This is a genomic window from Arthrobacter sp. BGA-UO-ETr-C19 (assembly GCF_059568005.1).
The window spans coordinates 124,760-141,679 of the sequence record NZ_JCAQPC010000023.1; the positions used below are offsets into that span (position 1 = coordinate 124,760).

Annotated in this window: 16 protein-coding genes; 9 read left to right on the top strand and 7 right to left on the bottom strand. The window is 67.2% G+C overall.

Annotated features, from left to right (window positions below; genetic code table 11):
- Positions 1–104 precede the first annotated feature (104 nt).
- The 4 genes from AC57BR_RS16735 to AC57BR_RS16750 all read left to right on the top strand — a co-directional run bounded on the left by AC57BR_RS16735 (position 105) and on the right by AC57BR_RS16750 (position 4,914).
- Positions 105–1,400 (top strand): sugar ABC transporter substrate-binding protein, encoded by a 1,296-nt coding sequence (locus tag AC57BR_RS16735; RefSeq protein WP_496362531.1) that lies wholly within the window; start codon positions 105–107, stop codon positions 1,398–1,400.
- A gap of 82 nt (positions 1,401–1,482) precedes the next feature.
- Positions 1,483–2,442 carry a carbohydrate ABC transporter permease gene (locus AC57BR_RS16740; RefSeq protein WP_003803122.1) on the top strand — a complete coding sequence of 320 codons (960 nt, stop codon included), beginning with the start codon at positions 1,483–1,485 and terminating at the stop codon, positions 2,440–2,442.
- A 1-nt stretch (position 2,443) separates the two neighbouring features.
- Positions 2,444–3,322 (top strand): carbohydrate ABC transporter permease, encoded by an 879-nt coding sequence (locus AC57BR_RS16745; RefSeq protein WP_496362533.1) that lies wholly within the window; start codon positions 2,444–2,446, stop codon positions 3,320–3,322.
- Between the two features lie 32 nt (positions 3,323–3,354).
- A complete protein-coding gene (locus tag AC57BR_RS16750) occupies positions 3,355–4,914 on the top strand; it encodes a glycoside hydrolase family 32 protein (RefSeq protein WP_496362534.1) in 1,560 nt (519 codons plus the stop codon).
- Between the two features lie 325 nt (positions 4,915–5,239).
- Here the strand turns inward: AC57BR_RS16750 and AC57BR_RS16755 are convergent, their stop codons facing one another.
- Positions 5,240–5,761 carry a COG4315 family predicted lipoprotein gene (locus AC57BR_RS16755; RefSeq protein WP_496362535.1) on the bottom strand — a complete coding sequence of 174 codons (522 nt, stop codon included), beginning with the start codon at positions 5,759–5,761 and terminating at the stop codon, positions 5,240–5,242.
- A gap of 190 nt (positions 5,762–5,951) precedes the next feature.
- On the opposite strand from AC57BR_RS16755, the gene AC57BR_RS16760 reads away from it, so the two are divergent.
- Positions 5,952–6,452 carry a sigma-70 family RNA polymerase sigma factor gene (locus AC57BR_RS16760; RefSeq protein WP_496362536.1) on the top strand — a complete coding sequence of 167 codons (501 nt, stop codon included), beginning with the start codon at positions 5,952–5,954 and terminating at the stop codon, positions 6,450–6,452.
- Entirely contained in the window at positions 6,449–7,132 is a 684-nt protein-coding gene (locus tag AC57BR_RS16765) for a zf-HC2 domain-containing protein (RefSeq protein WP_496362537.1), read from the top strand. Before AC57BR_RS16760 ends, AC57BR_RS16765 begins: the two co-directional genes overlap by 4 nt.
- A 29-nt stretch (positions 7,133–7,161) precedes the next feature.
- On the opposite strand, the gene AC57BR_RS16770 is transcribed toward AC57BR_RS16765, so the two are convergent.
- From AC57BR_RS16770 to AC57BR_RS16780, 3 genes are all read right to left on the bottom strand, one after another.
- Positions 7,162–7,968 carry a DUF1206 domain-containing protein gene (locus AC57BR_RS16770; protein ID WP_496363335.1) on the bottom strand — a complete coding sequence of 269 codons (807 nt, stop codon included), beginning with the start codon at positions 7,966–7,968 and terminating at the stop codon, positions 7,162–7,164.
- Positions 7,969–8,071: 103 nt separating this feature from the next.
- Positions 8,072–9,004, bottom strand: a complete 933-nt coding sequence (gene trmB, locus AC57BR_RS16775; RefSeq protein WP_496362538.1) for a tRNA (guanosine(46)-N7)-methyltransferase TrmB — start codon at positions 9,002–9,004, stop codon at positions 8,072–8,074.
- Positions 9,005–9,053: 49 nt separating this feature from the next.
- Positions 9,054–9,473: a hypothetical protein gene (locus AC57BR_RS16780; RefSeq protein ID WP_496362539.1), complete on the bottom strand. Its 420-nt coding sequence runs from the start codon at positions 9,471–9,473 to the stop codon at positions 9,054–9,056.
- A gap of 188 nt (positions 9,474–9,661) precedes the next feature.
- On the opposite strand from AC57BR_RS16780, the gene AC57BR_RS16785 reads away from it, so the two are divergent.
- Entirely contained in the window at positions 9,662–10,960 is a 1,299-nt protein-coding gene (locus tag AC57BR_RS16785; protein ID WP_496363337.1) for an MFS transporter, read from the top strand.
- Positions 10,961–11,039: 79 nt separating this feature from the next.
- Here the strand turns inward: AC57BR_RS16785 and AC57BR_RS16790 are convergent, their stop codons facing one another.
- Both AC57BR_RS16790 and AC57BR_RS16795 read right to left on the bottom strand, forming a co-directional pair.
- On the bottom strand, positions 11,040–12,329 hold the full coding sequence (locus AC57BR_RS16790) for an MFS transporter (protein WP_496362541.1): 1,290 nt from the start codon (positions 12,327–12,329) through the stop codon (positions 11,040–11,042).
- 24 nt (positions 12,330–12,353) lie between these two features.
- Positions 12,354–13,610, bottom strand: coding sequence for a M20 metallopeptidase family protein (locus AC57BR_RS16795; protein WP_496362543.1), 1,257 nt, complete (start codon positions 13,608–13,610; stop codon positions 12,354–12,356).
- 100 nt (positions 13,611–13,710) lie between these two features.
- On the opposite strand from AC57BR_RS16795, the gene AC57BR_RS16800 reads away from it, so the two are divergent.
- Both AC57BR_RS16800 and AC57BR_RS16805 read left to right on the top strand, forming a co-directional pair.
- Positions 13,711–14,781, top strand: coding sequence for an Lrp/AsnC family transcriptional regulator (locus AC57BR_RS16800; protein ID WP_496362545.1), 1,071 nt, complete (start codon positions 13,711–13,713; stop codon positions 14,779–14,781).
- A gap of 2 nt (positions 14,782–14,783) precedes the next feature.
- Positions 14,784–16,199: an MFS transporter gene (locus tag AC57BR_RS16805; protein WP_496362547.1), complete on the top strand. Its 1,416-nt coding sequence runs from the start codon at positions 14,784–14,786 to the stop codon at positions 16,197–16,199.
- Between the two features lie 76 nt (positions 16,200–16,275).
- Here AC57BR_RS16805 and AC57BR_RS16810 read toward each other — a convergent pair whose 3' ends face one another.
- Positions 16,276–16,872, bottom strand: coding sequence for a dihydrofolate reductase family protein (locus AC57BR_RS16810; RefSeq protein WP_496362549.1), 597 nt, complete (start codon positions 16,870–16,872; stop codon positions 16,276–16,278).
- Between the last annotated feature and the right edge of the window lie 48 nt (positions 16,873–16,920).

Here is a 16,920-nt window from a genome sequence, read left to right on the forward strand (position 1 = left end):
CCGGCGTCCGCCTGAAAAGGGACGCAGCCGTTGCAGCGGCCGCGCCCCTTCCGGACCCGGGGCCAATCATCCACGCGCAAAATCAGCAGAAAGACTGGACCTTCATGAACAAGCGATTCACCCGGATCCTGGCCACCAGCATAGCCGCGGCTGCGCTCATGGGCAGCCTCGCTGCCTGCGGGAAGGGCAGCGCGTCCGCCACGTCCGAGGGCGGCAACGAGATCACCATGTGGACCCACAACGCGGGCAACCCTGATGAGCTCGCCGCCATCAAGTCCGTCGTGGACTCCTACAACAAGAGCGGCGCCGCGAAAGCCCAGATCAAGGTACAGGCATTCCCGCAGGAGTCCTACAACGACTCCGTGGTTTCGGCCGCCGCTGCCGGGAAGCTGCCGTGCATCGTGGACATCGACGGGCCCAACGTGCCCAACTGGGCCTGGGCCAAGTACCTGACGCCGCTGAAGCTTTCGGCGGATCTGTCCAAGAACCTCCCCAGCACGGTCGCCAAGTGGGAGGGCGAGACGTATGCGGTGGGTTACTACGACGTCGCCCTCGCCATGTTCGGCCGCGCTTCTGACCTCAAGGCAGCCGGGGTCCGCGCGGCCACCGTTGAAAAGCCGTGGACCAAGGAGGAATTCCAGGACGCGCTGACCAAGCTCAAGGCCCTGGGCAAGTGGCAGTACCCCCTCGACATGGGGACCGCCGGCACCGGCGAGTGGCTGCCCTACGCCTACTCGCCGCTGCTCCAGTCCTTTGGCGGAGACCTCGTCAACCGCGACGGCTTCCAGTCGGCGGACGGTGCCCTCAACGGAGACAAGGCCGTCGAATGGGCCGGATGGTTCCGCGGACTTGCCGACCAGGGTTTCATGGCCAAGAAGAGCGGCAAGGATTCCACCCAGGACTTCCTGAACAACAAGAGCGGCATCGTCTACACCGGCTCCTGGGCTGCGGACAAGGCCCGCAAGGCGCTCGGCAAGGACCTGGTGGTCATGCCTTCCGTGGACCTCGGCAACGGCCCGAAGATCGGCGGCGCCTCGTGGCAATGGGGCGTGACCAGCGGCTGCAAGAACTCCGAGGCCGCCATGGACTACCTCTCCTACTCGCTGAAGCCGGAGAACGTCGCCGCCGTGGCCAAGGCCACCGGAACCATCCCGGCCACCGATGAGGCCGCGGCCCTGCTCCCCGCGTTCGCCGAGGGCGGCGAAAACCGGGTGTTCATGGAACTTTCCCGCCAGCAGGCCGTCATGCGCCCGGAAACGCCTGCGTACCCGTTCATCGCCACCGAGTACGGCAAGGCGGTCCAGGACATCCTGGCCGGCGCGGAGCCCAAGACCGTCCTGGACAAGGCGGTCAAGGCGATTGACGCCAACATCAAGTCCAACGGCGGCTACAAGAACTAGCCAGCCACCGGACGGGGACGACGGCGGGCGGCAACTGCCGCCGTCGTCCTCCACCCGGCACTGACTGTCAACGGAGACTCCCATGACAACCACCCAGCTTCCCTCCCGCCGCCCCGCCGTTCCGGCGCCGGGCGGAACCACCCCTGCGGCAGCCCGCCGCAAACGCCCCCGCCACCTGCGCGAACAGCTCAGCGGCTGGGGGATGATCGCGCCGGCAGCAGTCCTCCTGCTCGCCTTCGTGTTCCTGCCGGCGATCCTTGGCTTCGGCCTGGCCTTCACGAATGCCCGCCTCATCTCCCCGCGGCCGGTGGAGTTCGTCGGGATGGACAACTTCGCCCGGCTCTTCACCGACCCCACATTCTGGCGGGCGCTGCTGAACGTCAGCTACTTCGCCGTGGTGGTGGTGCCTGTGCAGTCCGGCCTCGCCCTGGCCATGGCGCTGCTGATCAACAAGAAGTTCCGCGGCGTGAACTTCTTCCGCACCGTTTACTTCCTCCCCGTGGTCACGTCCATGGTGGTGGTGTCGCTGCTCTGGCTCTTCATGTACCGCAAGGACGGGCTGATCAACGAGCTGCTGTCCACGTTCAGCTTCGGCCTCATTCCGGGCGCGGACTGGCTGAACGACCCCGCCACCGCCATGCCGGCCATCATCGCGCTGTCCATCTGGCAGGCCGCCGGCTTCCACATGATCATCTGGCTGGCCGGGCTGCAGAGCATCTCCGGCGAGCTGTACGAGGCGGCGCAGCTGGACGGCGCCAGCCGCTGGCACCAGTTCCGGTACGTGACCTGGCCGGGCCTGAAGCACACGCGCACCCTCGTCCTGGTGACAATCACCATCCAGGCCCTTGGCCTCTTCGACCAGGTGAGCGTCATGACCCAGGGCGGCCCGCTCGACTCGACCACCACCATCATCTACGAGGCGGTCCGCTCCGGCTTCAAGCAGCAGGAGACCTCTTACGCTTCCGCCATCTCGCTCGTATTCTTCGTCCTGGTACTGCTGATCTCCGCGGTCCAGCGCTACCTGACCCGAGAGAAGGACTGACGTGAAAAACGTGCTCCGCCTCAATTCGATCGGCGCCATGGCCGTGCGCATCCTGTTCGCCGCCGTCGCCGCCTTCCCCATCGTGTTCATGCTCGTGTCTTCGCTCAAGCCGGACCAGCAGATCTTCGGTGACATGTCCTCCGTTGCGGCCTTCCTGCCCATCGGCAACATCTCGCTGGACAACTACACTGCCGTCTTTGACCGGGTTCCGGCCGCGCGCTTCCTCATCAACTCTGTGGGTGTGTCCGCCGTGACAGTGGTGCTGGGAATCTTCGTCAACAGTCTGTGCGCCTTCGCGCTGTCCCGTATGCAGGTCCGCGGCAAGAAGGTGGTCTTCACCGCCATTCTCGCCACGCTCATCGTGCCGTTCCAGACCCTCGCGCTGCCGCTGGTGTGGTGGGTGAACCAGCTGCCGTACTTCGAACTCAACGGCTTCAGCCTGGAGATGTCCAAAGGCTGGCTGGACACCTACCAGGTGCAGATCATCCCGTTCATCGCCAACGCGTTCTCCATCTACCTGTACCACCAGTATTTCGAGTCCATCCCCAAGGAACTGGACGAGGCAGCCCGGATCGACGGTGCCGGCTGGTTCAAGATCTATCGCCAGGTGGTCATGCCGCTCGCCGGTCCCGCGACGGCCACGGTGGCCATCCTGACATTCCTGCCCGCCTGGAACTCCTACCTGTGGCCGCTCATGGTGGTCCAGTCCGAGGAGCTGCGCCCGGTGATGATCGGCATCCAGTACTTCTTCCAGCTGAACGTCTCCTGGGGTGAAGTCATGGCCTACGCCTCGCTGATCACGGTTCCCGTGGTGGTCCTCTTCATCGCGTTCCAGCGCTCCTTCATCAACAGCATCGCCTCCAGCGGTGTCAAAGGCTGACCCAGCCCCACTTTCTAGTTCGAAAGCGAACCATGACTTCCCTGAATGCAACGCCCGCGCTTGACTGCCGTTACAGGCCCGAATGGCACTACGCCGCCGGGCGCAACTGGCTGAATGACCCGAACGGGCTGGTGTACTCCAACGGGGTCTACCATCTCTTCTACCAGCACAACCCCTTCGCTGACGTGTGGGGCAACATGTCCTGGGGCCACGCTACCTCGCCGGACCTGCTGAACTGGGACGAGCAGCCCGTGGCCATCCCGTGCGACGGGCAGGAGGCCATCTTCTCCGGATCAGCAGTGGTGGATGTCCGCAACACCAGCGGGTTCGGCGTCGGGGGGGTGCCGCCGCTGGTGGCCGTCTACACCAGTGCCTACTCCCCGGCGTCGCCGCTTGCCGGGAGGCAGGCGCAGTCACTTGCCTACAGCACCGACGACGGCGCCACCTGGACCAAGTACGAGGGTAACCCGGTGCTGGACCGGGCCTCCGCGGACTTCCGCGACCCCAAGGTCTTCTGGTACGACGGCGAGGCCGGCAGCTACTGGGTGATGGCCGCCGTCGAGGCCGTCCGGCATGAGGTGGTGCTCTACAAGTCCGCCGACCTCAAGTCCTGGGAGTATTTGAGCACCTTCGGTCCCGCCAACGCCACGGGCGGGGTCTGGGAATGCCCGGACCTGTTCGAACTGCCCGTGGACGGCGATCCCGGGAATACCCGGTGGGTCCTTGTGGTGAACCTGAGCCCCGGCGGGATCGCGGGCGGCTCGGCGGGCCAGTACTTCCTGGGAACGTTCGACGGCGTGACGTTCCGTTCCGAAACCACCGTCACCGAGGGCATGCAAACGGACGACAGCCGGATGCCGGACTACGGGTGGCTCGACTGGGGCCGGGACTACTACGCCGCCGTCTCGTTCAGCAACGCACCGGACGGTCGCCGCCTCATGATCGGCTGGATGAACAACTGGCAATACGCGGCCAGCACCCCGTCGCAGGGCTGGCGCAGCGCCATGTCCCTGGTCCGCGAGGTCCGGCTGGAGACCCGCGAAGGGCAACCTGTGCTGGTCCAGTCGGCCGTTGACCCGTTCGAGGTTTCAGGTACGGAGCTGTTCACGGCGGGCCCGGAACAGCTGGCGGACGGCGTGAAGTGGCTGCCCGCGGAGGCCTCCGGGGATGTGCTGCGCATCGACGCCGCATTCCGGCCCGGTCCGTCAGGCAAGGTCGGGCTGGTGCTGCGTGCCGGCGAGGCTGACGGCGTGCGGGAGCGGACCGTGCTGGCCTACTCATCCCTGTCCGCTTCGTCCGGCCTGTCCGCTTCGTCCGGCCTGTCCGGCGAGCTCAGCCTGGACCGCAGCATGTCCGGAAACGTCGGGTTCCACGCCGACTTCCCGTCCGTCGAGCGGGTGCCCGTTTCCCTGGACGGCAGCGGCCTGCTGCGGCTCAGGATCTTCCTGGACCGCTGCTCCGTGGAGGTTTTCGCTCAGGACGGGCTGGCGACCCTCACGGACCAGATCTTCCCCACGGAGTCCAGCACCGCCGTCGGGCTGCTGGCCGAAGGCGACGGCGCCACCCTGGTAAGCCTCAGCGTCACCGGCTAGCTCCCGTACCCTAAAGCAACGCGGGGTCACTTACAGCCCAATAGCCAGTACGGAATGGGCTGTACGTGACCCCGCGTTGCTTCAGCTGAGCCGGACCTTGCGGTCGAAGAAATTGCCCGCACGGACCTTGACCGCCTTGAGGCGCTCCCCAATAGGCGCCTCAAGGCGGAGTGTCACATTTGCGCACCTGGATTGCCACCCCGGATGGGCTGCGGCCCATGCCAGGAGGGTGTTGGCGATGGGCCGCAGGTTCGGGTGGTCCCTGCACCGGCTCCGATGGTAGTGCCGGCACCTCCGGAGAGGCGCCGGCCCAAACCTGCAGGCTTTACTTGATCATGGTCCCGTCGGGTGCCACGAGGTACCAAACGTTGCCGACGCCCTGGCCGGTGATGTCGCCTGGCGCCTTGTCCTTCTCCCACAGGTAGACGGGCATGCCGTTGACCGTCACCTGCTTCTTGCCGTCGGGCGTATCAATGGTGCCCACTTTCCCCGTTACACCCTCGACCTTGGGGGTGTCCGTGGCAGCAATCACCGGCGGCCACTTCACAAGGCAGTCACCCAGGCAGTTGCTCTTGCCCGAGTCCTTGACGTCCTTCGTGAAGTAGTAGACGCTCATGCCCTTGCCGTCCACCACGATGTCACCCTTGCTGGACGACGCGGTCTTGAGGTCCACGTTGGCCATTTCGCTGGCGCTTGCCGTGGCCGATGCGCTGGCGGTGGTGGCCGGTGACTCGCTGGCCGGGGCCGCCGCCGTAGTGGTGGTGGTTGTGCCGGATCCGCCGCCACAGGCCGTCAGTGAGGCGGCAAGGGCCATAACTGCGAGGCCAACGCTCAGTTGCTTCTTCATGTGCTGCTCCTTGGCTCGGGCCGGCAGACTGGGAGACCGGCGCTATTTGGAATGACGCACAAAGGTGAAGAATGGTTCAAAGGATCCGACGCTGACCGGAATTGAACTTATCGCCGGGTCCCGACGTCGTATTTGCCAGGAAGGCCGGCCCTCGGATCCGGCTTCATAGGTCATTGCAGGGAGGCCGAAGGTGCCGCTGGATGAGGATTTGGTTGCAGCGATCTACCGCGAGCACGGAACGGCGCTCCGCCGGTTCGTACTCAGTGCCTCCCGCGACCCGCACCTGGCCGACGACATCGTGCAGGAAACAGTGCTTCGCGTCTGGCAGCAGGCGCCACATATAACGGGCAGCATGCGCAGCTACCTGTTCCGGACTGCCCGCAACATCATGATCGACAACTACCGGAAAGCCCAACGGCGGCCGGAGGAAACCGAAGACCGCGACATCGCGGACCCGGAGGAGGCCACCGGCCGGGTTGACGATCTTCTGAACAGGGTACTGATGGAGGAAGCGCTCCTGCGGCTGAGTTCGGAGCACCGTGATGTGCTGGTGGCCCTGCACTACCGGCGGTTCACGGTAGGCGAGGCGGCGGTGCAGTTGAACATTCCGAGCGGAACGGTGAAATCCAGGGCCTTCTACGCGGTGAAGGCCCTGCGGACAATACTCGATGAAATGGGTGTGGAACGGTGAACGGCAAGGAAGTCCATGAGTTGCTGGGGGCATACCTGCTGGGAGGGCTCGACGACGCGGACAGGCTGCGCTTCGAGGACCACCTCAAGCAGTGCGGCACGTGCCGCACTGAACTGTCGGACCTGGAATCGCTGCCGGGCCTGCTGGATTCCCTGCCCGTCCCGGACGCCGTGGCGCTCGCCGTTCCGGCGGCCCGCCGGCCCGGAGCGGACCCCGCTTCACCCGACCTGGCCCCCGTCCCTCAGCCCGTTCTGGACGAACTGGCTGCCCGCCGTCGTAATTCCCGACGGCGGCTGACGGCCCTTGTGGGCGTGGTGGCGGCGGCCTGCCTGGCCCTGGGATTTGCGGCGGCGCCGCTCTTTGATCCCGCCGATAAACCCGACGCCAGCTACTCGGTCAAGGCCGACACCGGCATGCAGGTCACGGTGGGAATGGTTAAGAAAACCTGGGGCACCGAACTGGCCGTCGACGGCCGAAGCCTGCCCCAGAACGGACGGCTTTCACTGTGGGTGAAGGACCGCGCCGGAGTTGAGGACAGGGCCTGTGCGTGGATGGCGACGCCGAGCGGAAGGGTCCGGGTCACCAGCGCCACCCCGCTGCAGTACACGAGCATCGCCAGCGTTGAGGTGCGGAACGACCGGCAGCAGACCATTGCCGTCATTGCCGTGCCGGGCACGTGAACGGTGCTGGTGCTTGAATCCCCGGGGACTCACATCCTGGCCAGCCGCGCCCGCACCACCGTGAAGGCCCCGTAGCAGATGAGCCCGGCGCCCACCGCAGCCAGCACGTATACTCCGTAGGGCTGTTCCCGCAGCGCGCGGAGCCCGCCGTCGAGACCTGTCGACTGCTCGGGGTGGACGGTGACTGTGGCGATGACCACCAGCAAGCCCGTCACAAACAGGGCAACTCCCTTGGCCACATAGCCAACTATCCCAAGCACGATGATGGCCTTGCGCCCCTCCGGGGAAGACGGCGGATTGATGTGCTTCTCAAACGACTTCCTGAACCCGCGGACCGCATAAATAATCCCGACGACAGCCACAGCCGCACCGATCAGCACCAGGAGCAGGACTCCGCCCGGCGCCTTCATCAGATTGACCGTGAAGTCGCTGGTTGATTCCCGGTTGTCCTTGCCGGCGCCGCGGGCGAAAGCGGCCAGCGTGAATGCCAGCCCGGCATACACGGCGGCCTGTGCTGCGGCCTGCAGCTTTTTGCCGGCCTTGTGCTTTGAGGGCAACCGCTCGAAGTCGAAAATCGCATCACCGGCCTGCCACAGGGCGAGTGCCACGCATCCGGCGAAACTGCACCACAGCAGCACCGGCCCGGCCGGCTGGCTGGCAAGTTCGGCAACGGCGCCGCTCACATCAGCGCGGCCGCCACGGCCCCGGGCGAGCCCGAAGGTAATGAGGCCAACCAGGATGTGGAGCACACCGCTAACGGCAAATCCACCGCGTGCCAGCATTTCGAGGGGCTTCGAGTTCGTGACGTCCTCGGCCTTGCCGGCTGCGCTTCTCAGTTCTCGTTTGATGATCGTTCCTTCGCGCCGGCAGCTGCTGTGGCACTCCGCCACACGCTTATCGTGCCACGGAGGGGCGCCGCGGAACAGAGGCCCGGCGCGCCTAGATCCGGCGGTAGCAGAGGTCGAAAATCATCCGACCGGCTTCGTGCGCCTTGTTCTCAAAGCTGGTGCGGATGCGCCCCTCGAAGCGGGGGGCCCAGCCGCCTCTTTCGTCGATGCCCTCGTTGGGTCCCGTGTGTTCGGTGCTCACGGGCGCCCGTCCCTCCTTGACCGGCGCGCCGCCCACCAGCGACTCGACGCCGGTCTGCCAGACATGGGTGAGGGGACTCTCGGGGCCGCTGCGCTCGCCATTGTGAAGGTTTTCGAACGCCTCCGATCCGGCGAGGACGTCGCGGACGTGCACGGCATAGTTGGACCAGTCCGTGGCGATGCGCCAGAGACCGCCCGGCTTCAGGGCCTTCGCGGCGAGCTCGGCGAATTCGGGCTGGATCAGGCGGCGCTTGTGGTGCCGGGACTTGTGCCAGGGGTCCGGGAAGAAGACCCACAGTTCGCTGACTGAGCCGGGCGGCAGCATGGTGGCCAGGACCTCAGGAGCATTCGCCTCCACCACGCGTACGTTGGTCAGGCCGCGGCTGTTGATCTTGATCATGGTGTTGGCCAGGCCGGGAGTGTAGACCTCCACGGCAAGGAAGTCCTTGTCCGGGTTTTCCTCCGCGGCGTGGCAGACGGCGTCGCCCAGGCCCGAGCCGATCTCAACAATCAGCGGTGCCCGGCGCCCGAATTCGGCTTCGGCGTCGAACGAGTAGTCGGGGTGGACCGAGGTGTTGGCCACGTGGCGGGGCACGTCGATGGCCCAGCGGCCGGAGTGCTCCTCCCAGGCCGCCTGGCGTCGCCCCTGCAGCCGGGTTCCGCGGCGAACGAAGCTGACCGGCCGTCCGCCGTAGGTTCCGTAGGAGGCCTGGCTTCCCGGCGTGACCGGCCGGGGCTGGTTCGGATTTGCCGGCGGCTGCGGGTGTTCGGGAGATTCGCTCATCCCTTCCAGAATACCGGCGGTTATGAAGGCGTGGTTTCAGGCCAACCTTTCAATAGAAGACATCAAACTGGCCGCGCTGAATCGCCGGCAGAAATATGATGACGGCCTCCAGCGGCACGACGATGAGGCCGGCCAGACCCGTGCTCCACCCGTTGGAACCGCGTGGCGACCGTCTGAGGGCGAAGAGCCCAAAAATTATGGAGAGCACTCCGAGTAACGCTGGCAGGCTAAGAAAGACAAAATTGGCCATCCATTCCTTGCCGTTACTGCCGGTATCCGGGCGGGTGAACAGGGCGACGAACATCGTAGGCACAATTGTGACCATCATGCTGGGCATCACCAGCACGGCACAGATGATGCTGGCCACGCCCGGGCCGGATCCGCCCTGCCATTGGCCGCCGGCGCCTTTGCGTACCGGGCCGTTCCGCGGTGGCGGCTCGTCGTGCTCCGGTGCCTGCGGAAAGCTCATGGTTCCCTCCTGAGTCGGCCGGGCTGGCTGGTTGAGTGGCTGCGTGCCGACCACAGTATTGGCCCCGCGGGAACCAGGGATACCGTGCGTTCCCGTATGTGGATAACCCATCTGGGGAGGCACTGTCCGGGGCCAATGGATCGCGGGCGGCCCGGCCCGCGCAGGGCGACTGCAAGAATGGGCAGGTGATCGACGCCCAGAACTCACGCCAACACAACGGCAATCCGCCGCAACCCAACGCCGCCAATCCGAACTTCCTGGTGGACGCTGAGGCAGACGACGTTCCCGCAGCTGAACCCACCCGCGTCACCGGCCGTCGGGCTTTGGCATACCTGGGCCTGTGCCTGGTGCTGATCGGGCTGAACCTGCGCACTGTGTTCTCCAGCTTTTCGGCGGTACTCCCCGAGGTAACGTCGGACGCCGGCCTGCCTGGCTGGGCGGTGGTGGTGCTGACCACGGTGCCGGTCACCCTGCTCGGCGTGTTTGCGCCGCTGGCCCCGGTCCTGGCCCGCCGGTTCGGCGCGGAACGGGTCCTGCTCGGGGCGATGGCGGTCCTAACCGCCGGTCTGCTCCTGCGGCCCGCCGAGGTCCCGGCCGCCGGGCATCTGCCGGCGCTGTTCGCCGGAACGGCTGCCTGCGGAGCCGCCATTGCGCTGTGCAACGTGTTGTTGCCCGGGCTGGTGAAGCGGGACTTCCCGCACCGGCTCGGCCTGATGGGCGGCCTGTACACCACGGCCATCTGCGCGTCGGCCGCCCTGGGTGCAGGCTTCACCTACCCCGTTTTCAGCGCTACCGGCCAGTGGACTTCGGCGCTGTGGTTCTGGGCGGCACCGGCCGCCGTCGTTCTTCTGCTCTTCCTGCCGGTGGCGCTGCGGCAGCGGCACGGGCAGCACACGGCGGTGCGGGACGGCGTGAACGTGTGGCGCTCGGCGGTGGCCTGGCAGGTCACTATCTTCATGGTGCTGCAGGCAATGATGTCCTTCAGCGTCTTTGCCTGGCTAGCGCCTATCCTGCGCGAGCGCGGCGTGGATGGCGGAACGGCCGGGCTGATCGTGTCGGTGTCCATTGTGCTGCAGATGCTGGGCTCGCTGTTCGCTCCGGCACTCGCAGCCCGGTTCCGCGACCAGCGGGTGATCAACACCGTGGTGGCACTCATGACCGGCGGCGGCTTTGCCCTGAGCATCTTTGGCCCGCTCGAGCTGGTCTGGGTGTGGACGGGCCTGCTGGGGCTCGGCCAGGGAAGCCTCACCGCCGTCGCCCTGACGATGATCATGCTCCGCACCCGCGACGGGCACACCGCAGCCCACCTCTCCGGGATGATGCAGGGGGTGGGCTACGGGCTTGGCTCCACCGGCACGCTCCTGGTGGGGCAGCTGCACCAGGGCACCGGCTCGTTTACTGCGGCGGGGCTCCTGTTCCTGGCGGTGGGAACACTGGCCGCGGTGTTTGGCTACCGGGCGGGGCGGAGCCGCTACATCGGCGGCTGAGCCCCCATGTAGGTAGCAGCAGAGGGCGTTCTGAACCCTCAGAACGCCCTCTGCTGCTACTTAGTTGGGATGGGATGGGCTAGTGCGCCAGGTCCTTGCCCTTGGTTTCGGGGATGGTGAAGATGAAGGCCACGCTGACGGCCAGCAGCACCACCGCGTAGACGTTGAACAGGTTCGGCATGTGGACGGTGGTGCCCAGCCACTGCTGCAGGTAGGGCGCCGTGCCGCCGAACACTGCCACGCAGATGGAGTACGGCACGCCCACGCCCACGGTGCGGATGCTGGTGGGGAACAGCTCGGCGTACACTGCCGGAACGATGGCGGCGCTCGCGGCGATGAAGATGAGCATCACGGACATGCTCACGGCCAGCTGCCAGGCGGAATCCTTCAGCAGCCACGTCATCGGGAAATGCATCACAGCTGAGCCGATCGCGCCGGCCCACAGCACCTTCTTGCGTCCGATCCGGTCGGACAGCTTGCCCCAGACTGGAAGCGCGGCAATGAAGACGATGTTGCCGATGACGCCGGCCCAAAGGGCCTCGCCGCGGTCGATCTTCAGGGCGGTGGTCGCGTAGCTGGGAGCCACGACGCCCCAGATGTAGTAGATGACGGTGAGGCCCACGGTCAGGCCGATGACCTGCAGGGCCTGCTTGCGGTACCGGACAATCTGCGGCCAGAGCGGGGCGCGCTTCTCCGTGGCGGTCTCGCCCTCGAAGACGTCCGTCTCGTGCAGCCGGGACCGCATGATCAGTGCGTACAGGCCCATCGCGGCTCCGATCAGGAACGGGATGCGCCAGCCCCAGGCGTTCATGACCTCGGTGGTCAGTGCCATGTTCAGCACCGCGCCCAGCAGGGTCCCGAACAGGATCCCGACCGTCCCGGAGGTGTAGATCAGCGTGGCCCAGAATCCGCGGTGTTCCCTGGGGGCCATTTCGGAGAGATAGGTCTGCGACGACGGCAGTTCGCCGCCGTGGGCCAGGCCCTGGACCAGCCGGGCCACCAGCAGCATCAGCGACGCGAAGGCTCCGACGCTGGCGAACGTGGGGGCGACACCGATCATGAGGCTGCCCAGCGACGCCAGGCCGACGGCGAGCGTCATGGACGCCTTGCGGCCCACCCGGTCACCGATCCAGCCGAACAGGAAACCGCCGAAAGGACGGGCAACGAAGCCGACGGCGAAGATCGCCAGCGTGGACAGCACGGCTGAGGCGGGGTCGGACTTGCTGAACAGCTGGCTGGCGATGAACGGGGTGAAGGTGGCATAGATGGCCCAGTCGTACCATTCAACGGCGTTTCCGATGCCGGTGCCGATGATGGTCTTGCGGGTCGAAGTCCTGCCCTCGCGCTGGGCGTTGATGATGGCGGTCATGGTTTTCTCCCTGGAATGGGCGGGCTAGAGAGCCGGAACGGAAGCGGGGACCCGGGCGCCGGCGGCGGCCAGGGCATCCAGGCGGCTAATGGCGAGTTCCGCGTAGAGCGCGGCACCGTCAGCCAGCACGCCGTCGTCGAACGTTGCGTACGGCGAGTGGTTGAACGGGGAGGTGGCGTGGTCCGCGTCCTGCGGGACGGCGCTCAGACCGACAAACGTGCCGGGCACCTCGGCCAGGACCCGGGAGAAGTCTTCGGAGCCGCTGAGCGGCGTGGCCCACCGGGAGAGCCGCGAGTCGCCGAACAGTTCGGTGATGACCTTTTCCGCGGTGTGCGTCTCGTCCTGGTCGGTGATGGTGAGGGGGTATTCCTGCTGGTAGTCCACGTCGACGTCGAGGCCGTGCGCCGCCGCGATGCCCTTGAGCAGCCGCGGCACGGCGTCCATCATCCGCTGCCGGTTCTCCTCGGAGAACGTGCGGATGGTGGCCTCGATGCGGGCCGTTTCCGGGATGACATTGCGTTTGGTGCCGGCGTGGAGCACCCCGACGGAGAGGACTACGGGATCGAACATGTTGAACTGGCGTGTGACCATCACCTGCAGGGCCGTGACCATCTCGGCTGCGGCCGTCACGGGATCCTTGGCCGAATGCGGGGCAGAGCCGTGGCCGCCGGCGCCGAGCACGGTGACCACCAGGCCGTCGGAGGCGCTGAGCATCACGCCGGGCTTGGTGCAGAACGTTCCGTGCGGCTCGAGGGAGGAGAACACGTGCATGCCGTAGGCCGCGTCCACGCGCCTGCCGGGGGCGTCCAGGACGCCTTCGCGGATCATGTAGCTGGCGCCGTCGCAGCCCTCCTCGCCGGGCTGGAACATCAGGACGACGTCGCCCGCCAGCCGGTGCCGCCGCTCGGCGAGGAGGGTGGCCGCGCCGGTGAGCATGGAGGTGTGGAGGTCGTGGCCGCACGCGTGCATCGCGCCGTCGATGGTGGAGGTGTAGTCGACGCCGGTCTTTTCCTGGACGGGAAGCCCGTCCATATCCGCCCGGAGCAGGACGGCGGGTGCGGTGCCTGCAGTGCCACTGGGATCGCCGCCGCCGCGCAGGACCGCGGTGACCGATGTCGTCTCCTTGCCCAGGGTGATTTCATACGGCAGGCCCTCAAATGCCTTCAGTACCTTTTCCTGGGTCCGCGGCAGCTGCAGTCCGATTTCGGGTTCCCGGTGCAGGTCGTGGCGGAACCGGGCAAGGTCTTCCTGCATCTGGCGGGCGTCTGCGGCAATCGGCACGTGTTCTCCTCGTTGGTGGTCCGGTGCTGTGGGTCTATTCTGGAGTGGCCTGGTTCACATCCGGCCGAAGTGCTGGAAAAATGCAAAAGCCCGGGCCCATATGCAGGATTCGTGCACCGTACCGAAGGGAAGACCGCTGGACGTCACGGAGGAGGACCTCGCGCTGATCAACGCCCTCCAGATCGCGCCGCGGCTGAGCTGGGCCGACGCCGCGGAGGTCCTGGGCGTGCACGCCACCACCCTGGCCGCGCGGTGGGAGCGCCTGACCGCCGCCGGTGCCGCCTGGGTCACGGCTCATCCGATGGGGGATCCGCAGAAAATGTGCCTCGCCTTCGTTGACGTCGAGTGCGAGCTGCACCGCCGGGCCGAGGTCACCCAGGCGCTCGCGGCGGTGCCCGAGATCGTCACCGTGGAGGAGGCGGCGAGCAACCGGGACCTGATGCTGACGGTCATCACCGGCTCCCTGCAGCACTTCACCGCCGTGGCGTCGAAGCTGCATGCCATCGAGGGGCTCGTCAAATACCAGACCGCACTGGCCACGCGGCTGCACACCGGCGCCTATGCCTGGCGCATCAATGTCCTCAACCGCAGCCAGCTCCAGGCGCTCCGGGCCCTCGCCGGTCCCGAGGCCGCGGGGTCTGCGCCCTCGGCGGCGGTGGGGGAGCCGCTGCCCGCCAGCCACCTGGCGATCCTGCCCTTCCTGTCGAAGGACGGCCGCGCGACCGCGGCGGAAATCGCCAGGGCACTGGACCGGCATCCTGCCACCGTGCAGCGCCAGCTGAACAGGGTGCTCGCCAGCGGAGTCCTCTCCTTCCGCTGCGAGATTGCGCAGAAGTATTCGGGCTTCCCGGTGACCTGCCACTGGTTCGCCAACGTCCCGCCCGGCCAGCATGAAGCGGCGGCCGAGGAGCTCCGCAGCGTCCGGAACGTGCGGCTCAGCGCCTCCACCACCGGGCGCACCAACTTCGTCATCATCATGTGGCTGCAGTCGCTCGCCGATGTCATGACCGCGGAGCTCGCCCTTCAGCAGCGCATCCCGGGCATCGAACTTGTGGAGAGCGTGGTCATGCTCAGGACGGTCAAGCGCGTGGGCTGGATGCTCAACCCCGATTCGACGGCCAGCGGTGACGTTGTTGCCGTGACCGCCGGCGCCCCCGAGCTGGTGGGCTGACCGTGCGCGAATCAGCCGTGTCCGCCTCTCCCGGTGCCGGAATCCTGCAGCGGCCCTACCTGCTGGTGACCGTGGGTGCCTGTGCGCTGGTGTTCCTCGCCGCGTTCGAGTCCCTCGCCGTCACCACCGTGATGCCTGTCGTAAGCCGGGAGCTCGGCGGAGCGGGCCTGTACGCCCTCGCGTTCGCGGGCCCGCTGGCCACGGGGGTGATCGGCATGGTGGGCGCCGGGAACTGGTCCGACCGGCGCGGACCCGTCGGACCGCTGCTCGCCTCCGTGGCGGTCTTTGCGCTGGGCCTGCTGGTGGCGGGCACCGCCGGCACCATGTGGGCCGTGGTGGCGGGCCGGCTGGTGCAGGGGCTGGGCGGCGGCGCCATGACGGTGGCCCTCTACGTGGTGGTAGCACGGGTCTACCCGGCCGTCCTGCACCCCAAGATCTTCGCAGCCTTCTCCGCCGCGTGGGTGGTCCCGTCCCTCGTGGGGCCGTTCGCCGCCGGTCTTGTGGCCCAGCTGGCGAGCTGGCACTGGGTGTTCCTCGGCGTCGTCGTGCTGGTGCTCCCCGCCCTGGCGATGCTGTTCCCCGCCCTGCGCGGCGTCCGGTCCGGCAACGCGAACGGGAACGGCAACGCAAACGGGAACGCTTCCCGCGGCGGACACGCGCCAGATCCGGCGGGTTCCCCGGTGCCCTGGGCGCCGGCTCGGCTGGCCTGGGCGGCCCTGGCCGCGCTGGCGGTACTGGGCCTGAATCTGTCCTCCGGGCTTCCGGTGGCCGGACCGCTCCTGGCGGGGGCCGCCGTCGTCATTGCCCTGCTCGCCGTTAGGCCGCTGGTGCCGCGCGGGACCCTCACCGCCCGGCGGGGCCTGCCCAGCGTGATCCTCATCCGCGGACTGGTTGCGGCCGGTTTCTTCGGCGCCGAGGTGTACCTGCCGTACCTGCTCGTGGAGCGCTACGCCTTCTCGCCCACCTTCGCCGGCCTCACGCTGACCGGCGGGGCCCTCGCCTGGGCGGCGGCGTCGGGCGTCCAAAGCCGTCTGGGAGGGCGGCTTGGCAGCCCTCTCGCCGTGCGGATCGGCTCGGTGATGGTGCTGCTGGCGATCGCCCTGGCCCTGGTGACCACCGCGCTTGGCTGGCCGGCCGGCGTCGCAATTGCCGGCTGGGTCCTTGCCGGCGGCGGCATGGGACTCGTGTATCCGCGGCTGAGCGTGATGACGCTGGCTCTTTCCACGCCGGACACGGAGGGCTTCAACAGCTCGGCGATGTCCATTTCCGACTCGCTCGGCGGGGCCCTTGCGCTCGCCGCCACGGGGATCGTGTTCACGGCGTTTACGACGACGGCGGCCTCCTTCGCCGGCGTCTTCATGCTGACCGCTGTGATCGCCGCAGCCGCGGTCGCCATAGCGCCCCGCGTCGCCCACTAGCGGAGTTTTTGTACAGCTATCGTGAGCTAAACCGCCTCGAAGTCGCGATACGTGTACAAAAACTCCAAGGAACGGGTCAGATGCGGGGGAGGACCTTGTAGTACAGGTGGGTCACGGCGTCGCCCTGGATCACCGCGGTCTGCTCGAGCTTCACCGGGGCCGCGGCGAGGTTGTCGAAGAACCGGATGCCGTGGCCGAGGATCCACGGCGCCAGGTTCACCCGGATCTCTTCCACGAGTCCTGCGTCGATCGCCTGCCTGATGATGTCCGGCCCGGCGAGGGCCACGTCCTTGTCCCCGGCCAGCGCGGTGGCGGCCTTCACCGCGTCTGCAAACCCGGTGGTAACGAAGGTGTAGGGGACGCCATCGCGCGGCCAGCCGTCCGGGACCGAATGGCTGAGCACAACGATGGGGCAGTCGATGGGATGCTGGCCGCCCCAGCCGTCCGTCAGGTCGAAGATCCGGCGGCCCACCAGCATGGCGCCGGCCGTGGACATGGTGCGCCGCAGGTGCATGGCGCTTGCCTCGGTCACGTGCCAGGTCATGTCCGGCCGGGCCGTGGTGACCTCCACCGGGCCGTTGCCATACCAGTCGAACAGGCCGTTGACGGAGTCGTCGGGAAGGGCGATGAAACCGTCCAGGGACATTGTCATCTCGGCGACCAACCTGGCCATCCGTGAGCTCCTCTCGATAGGCGTCCGTAGTGATCCTGCCGCGAGTTT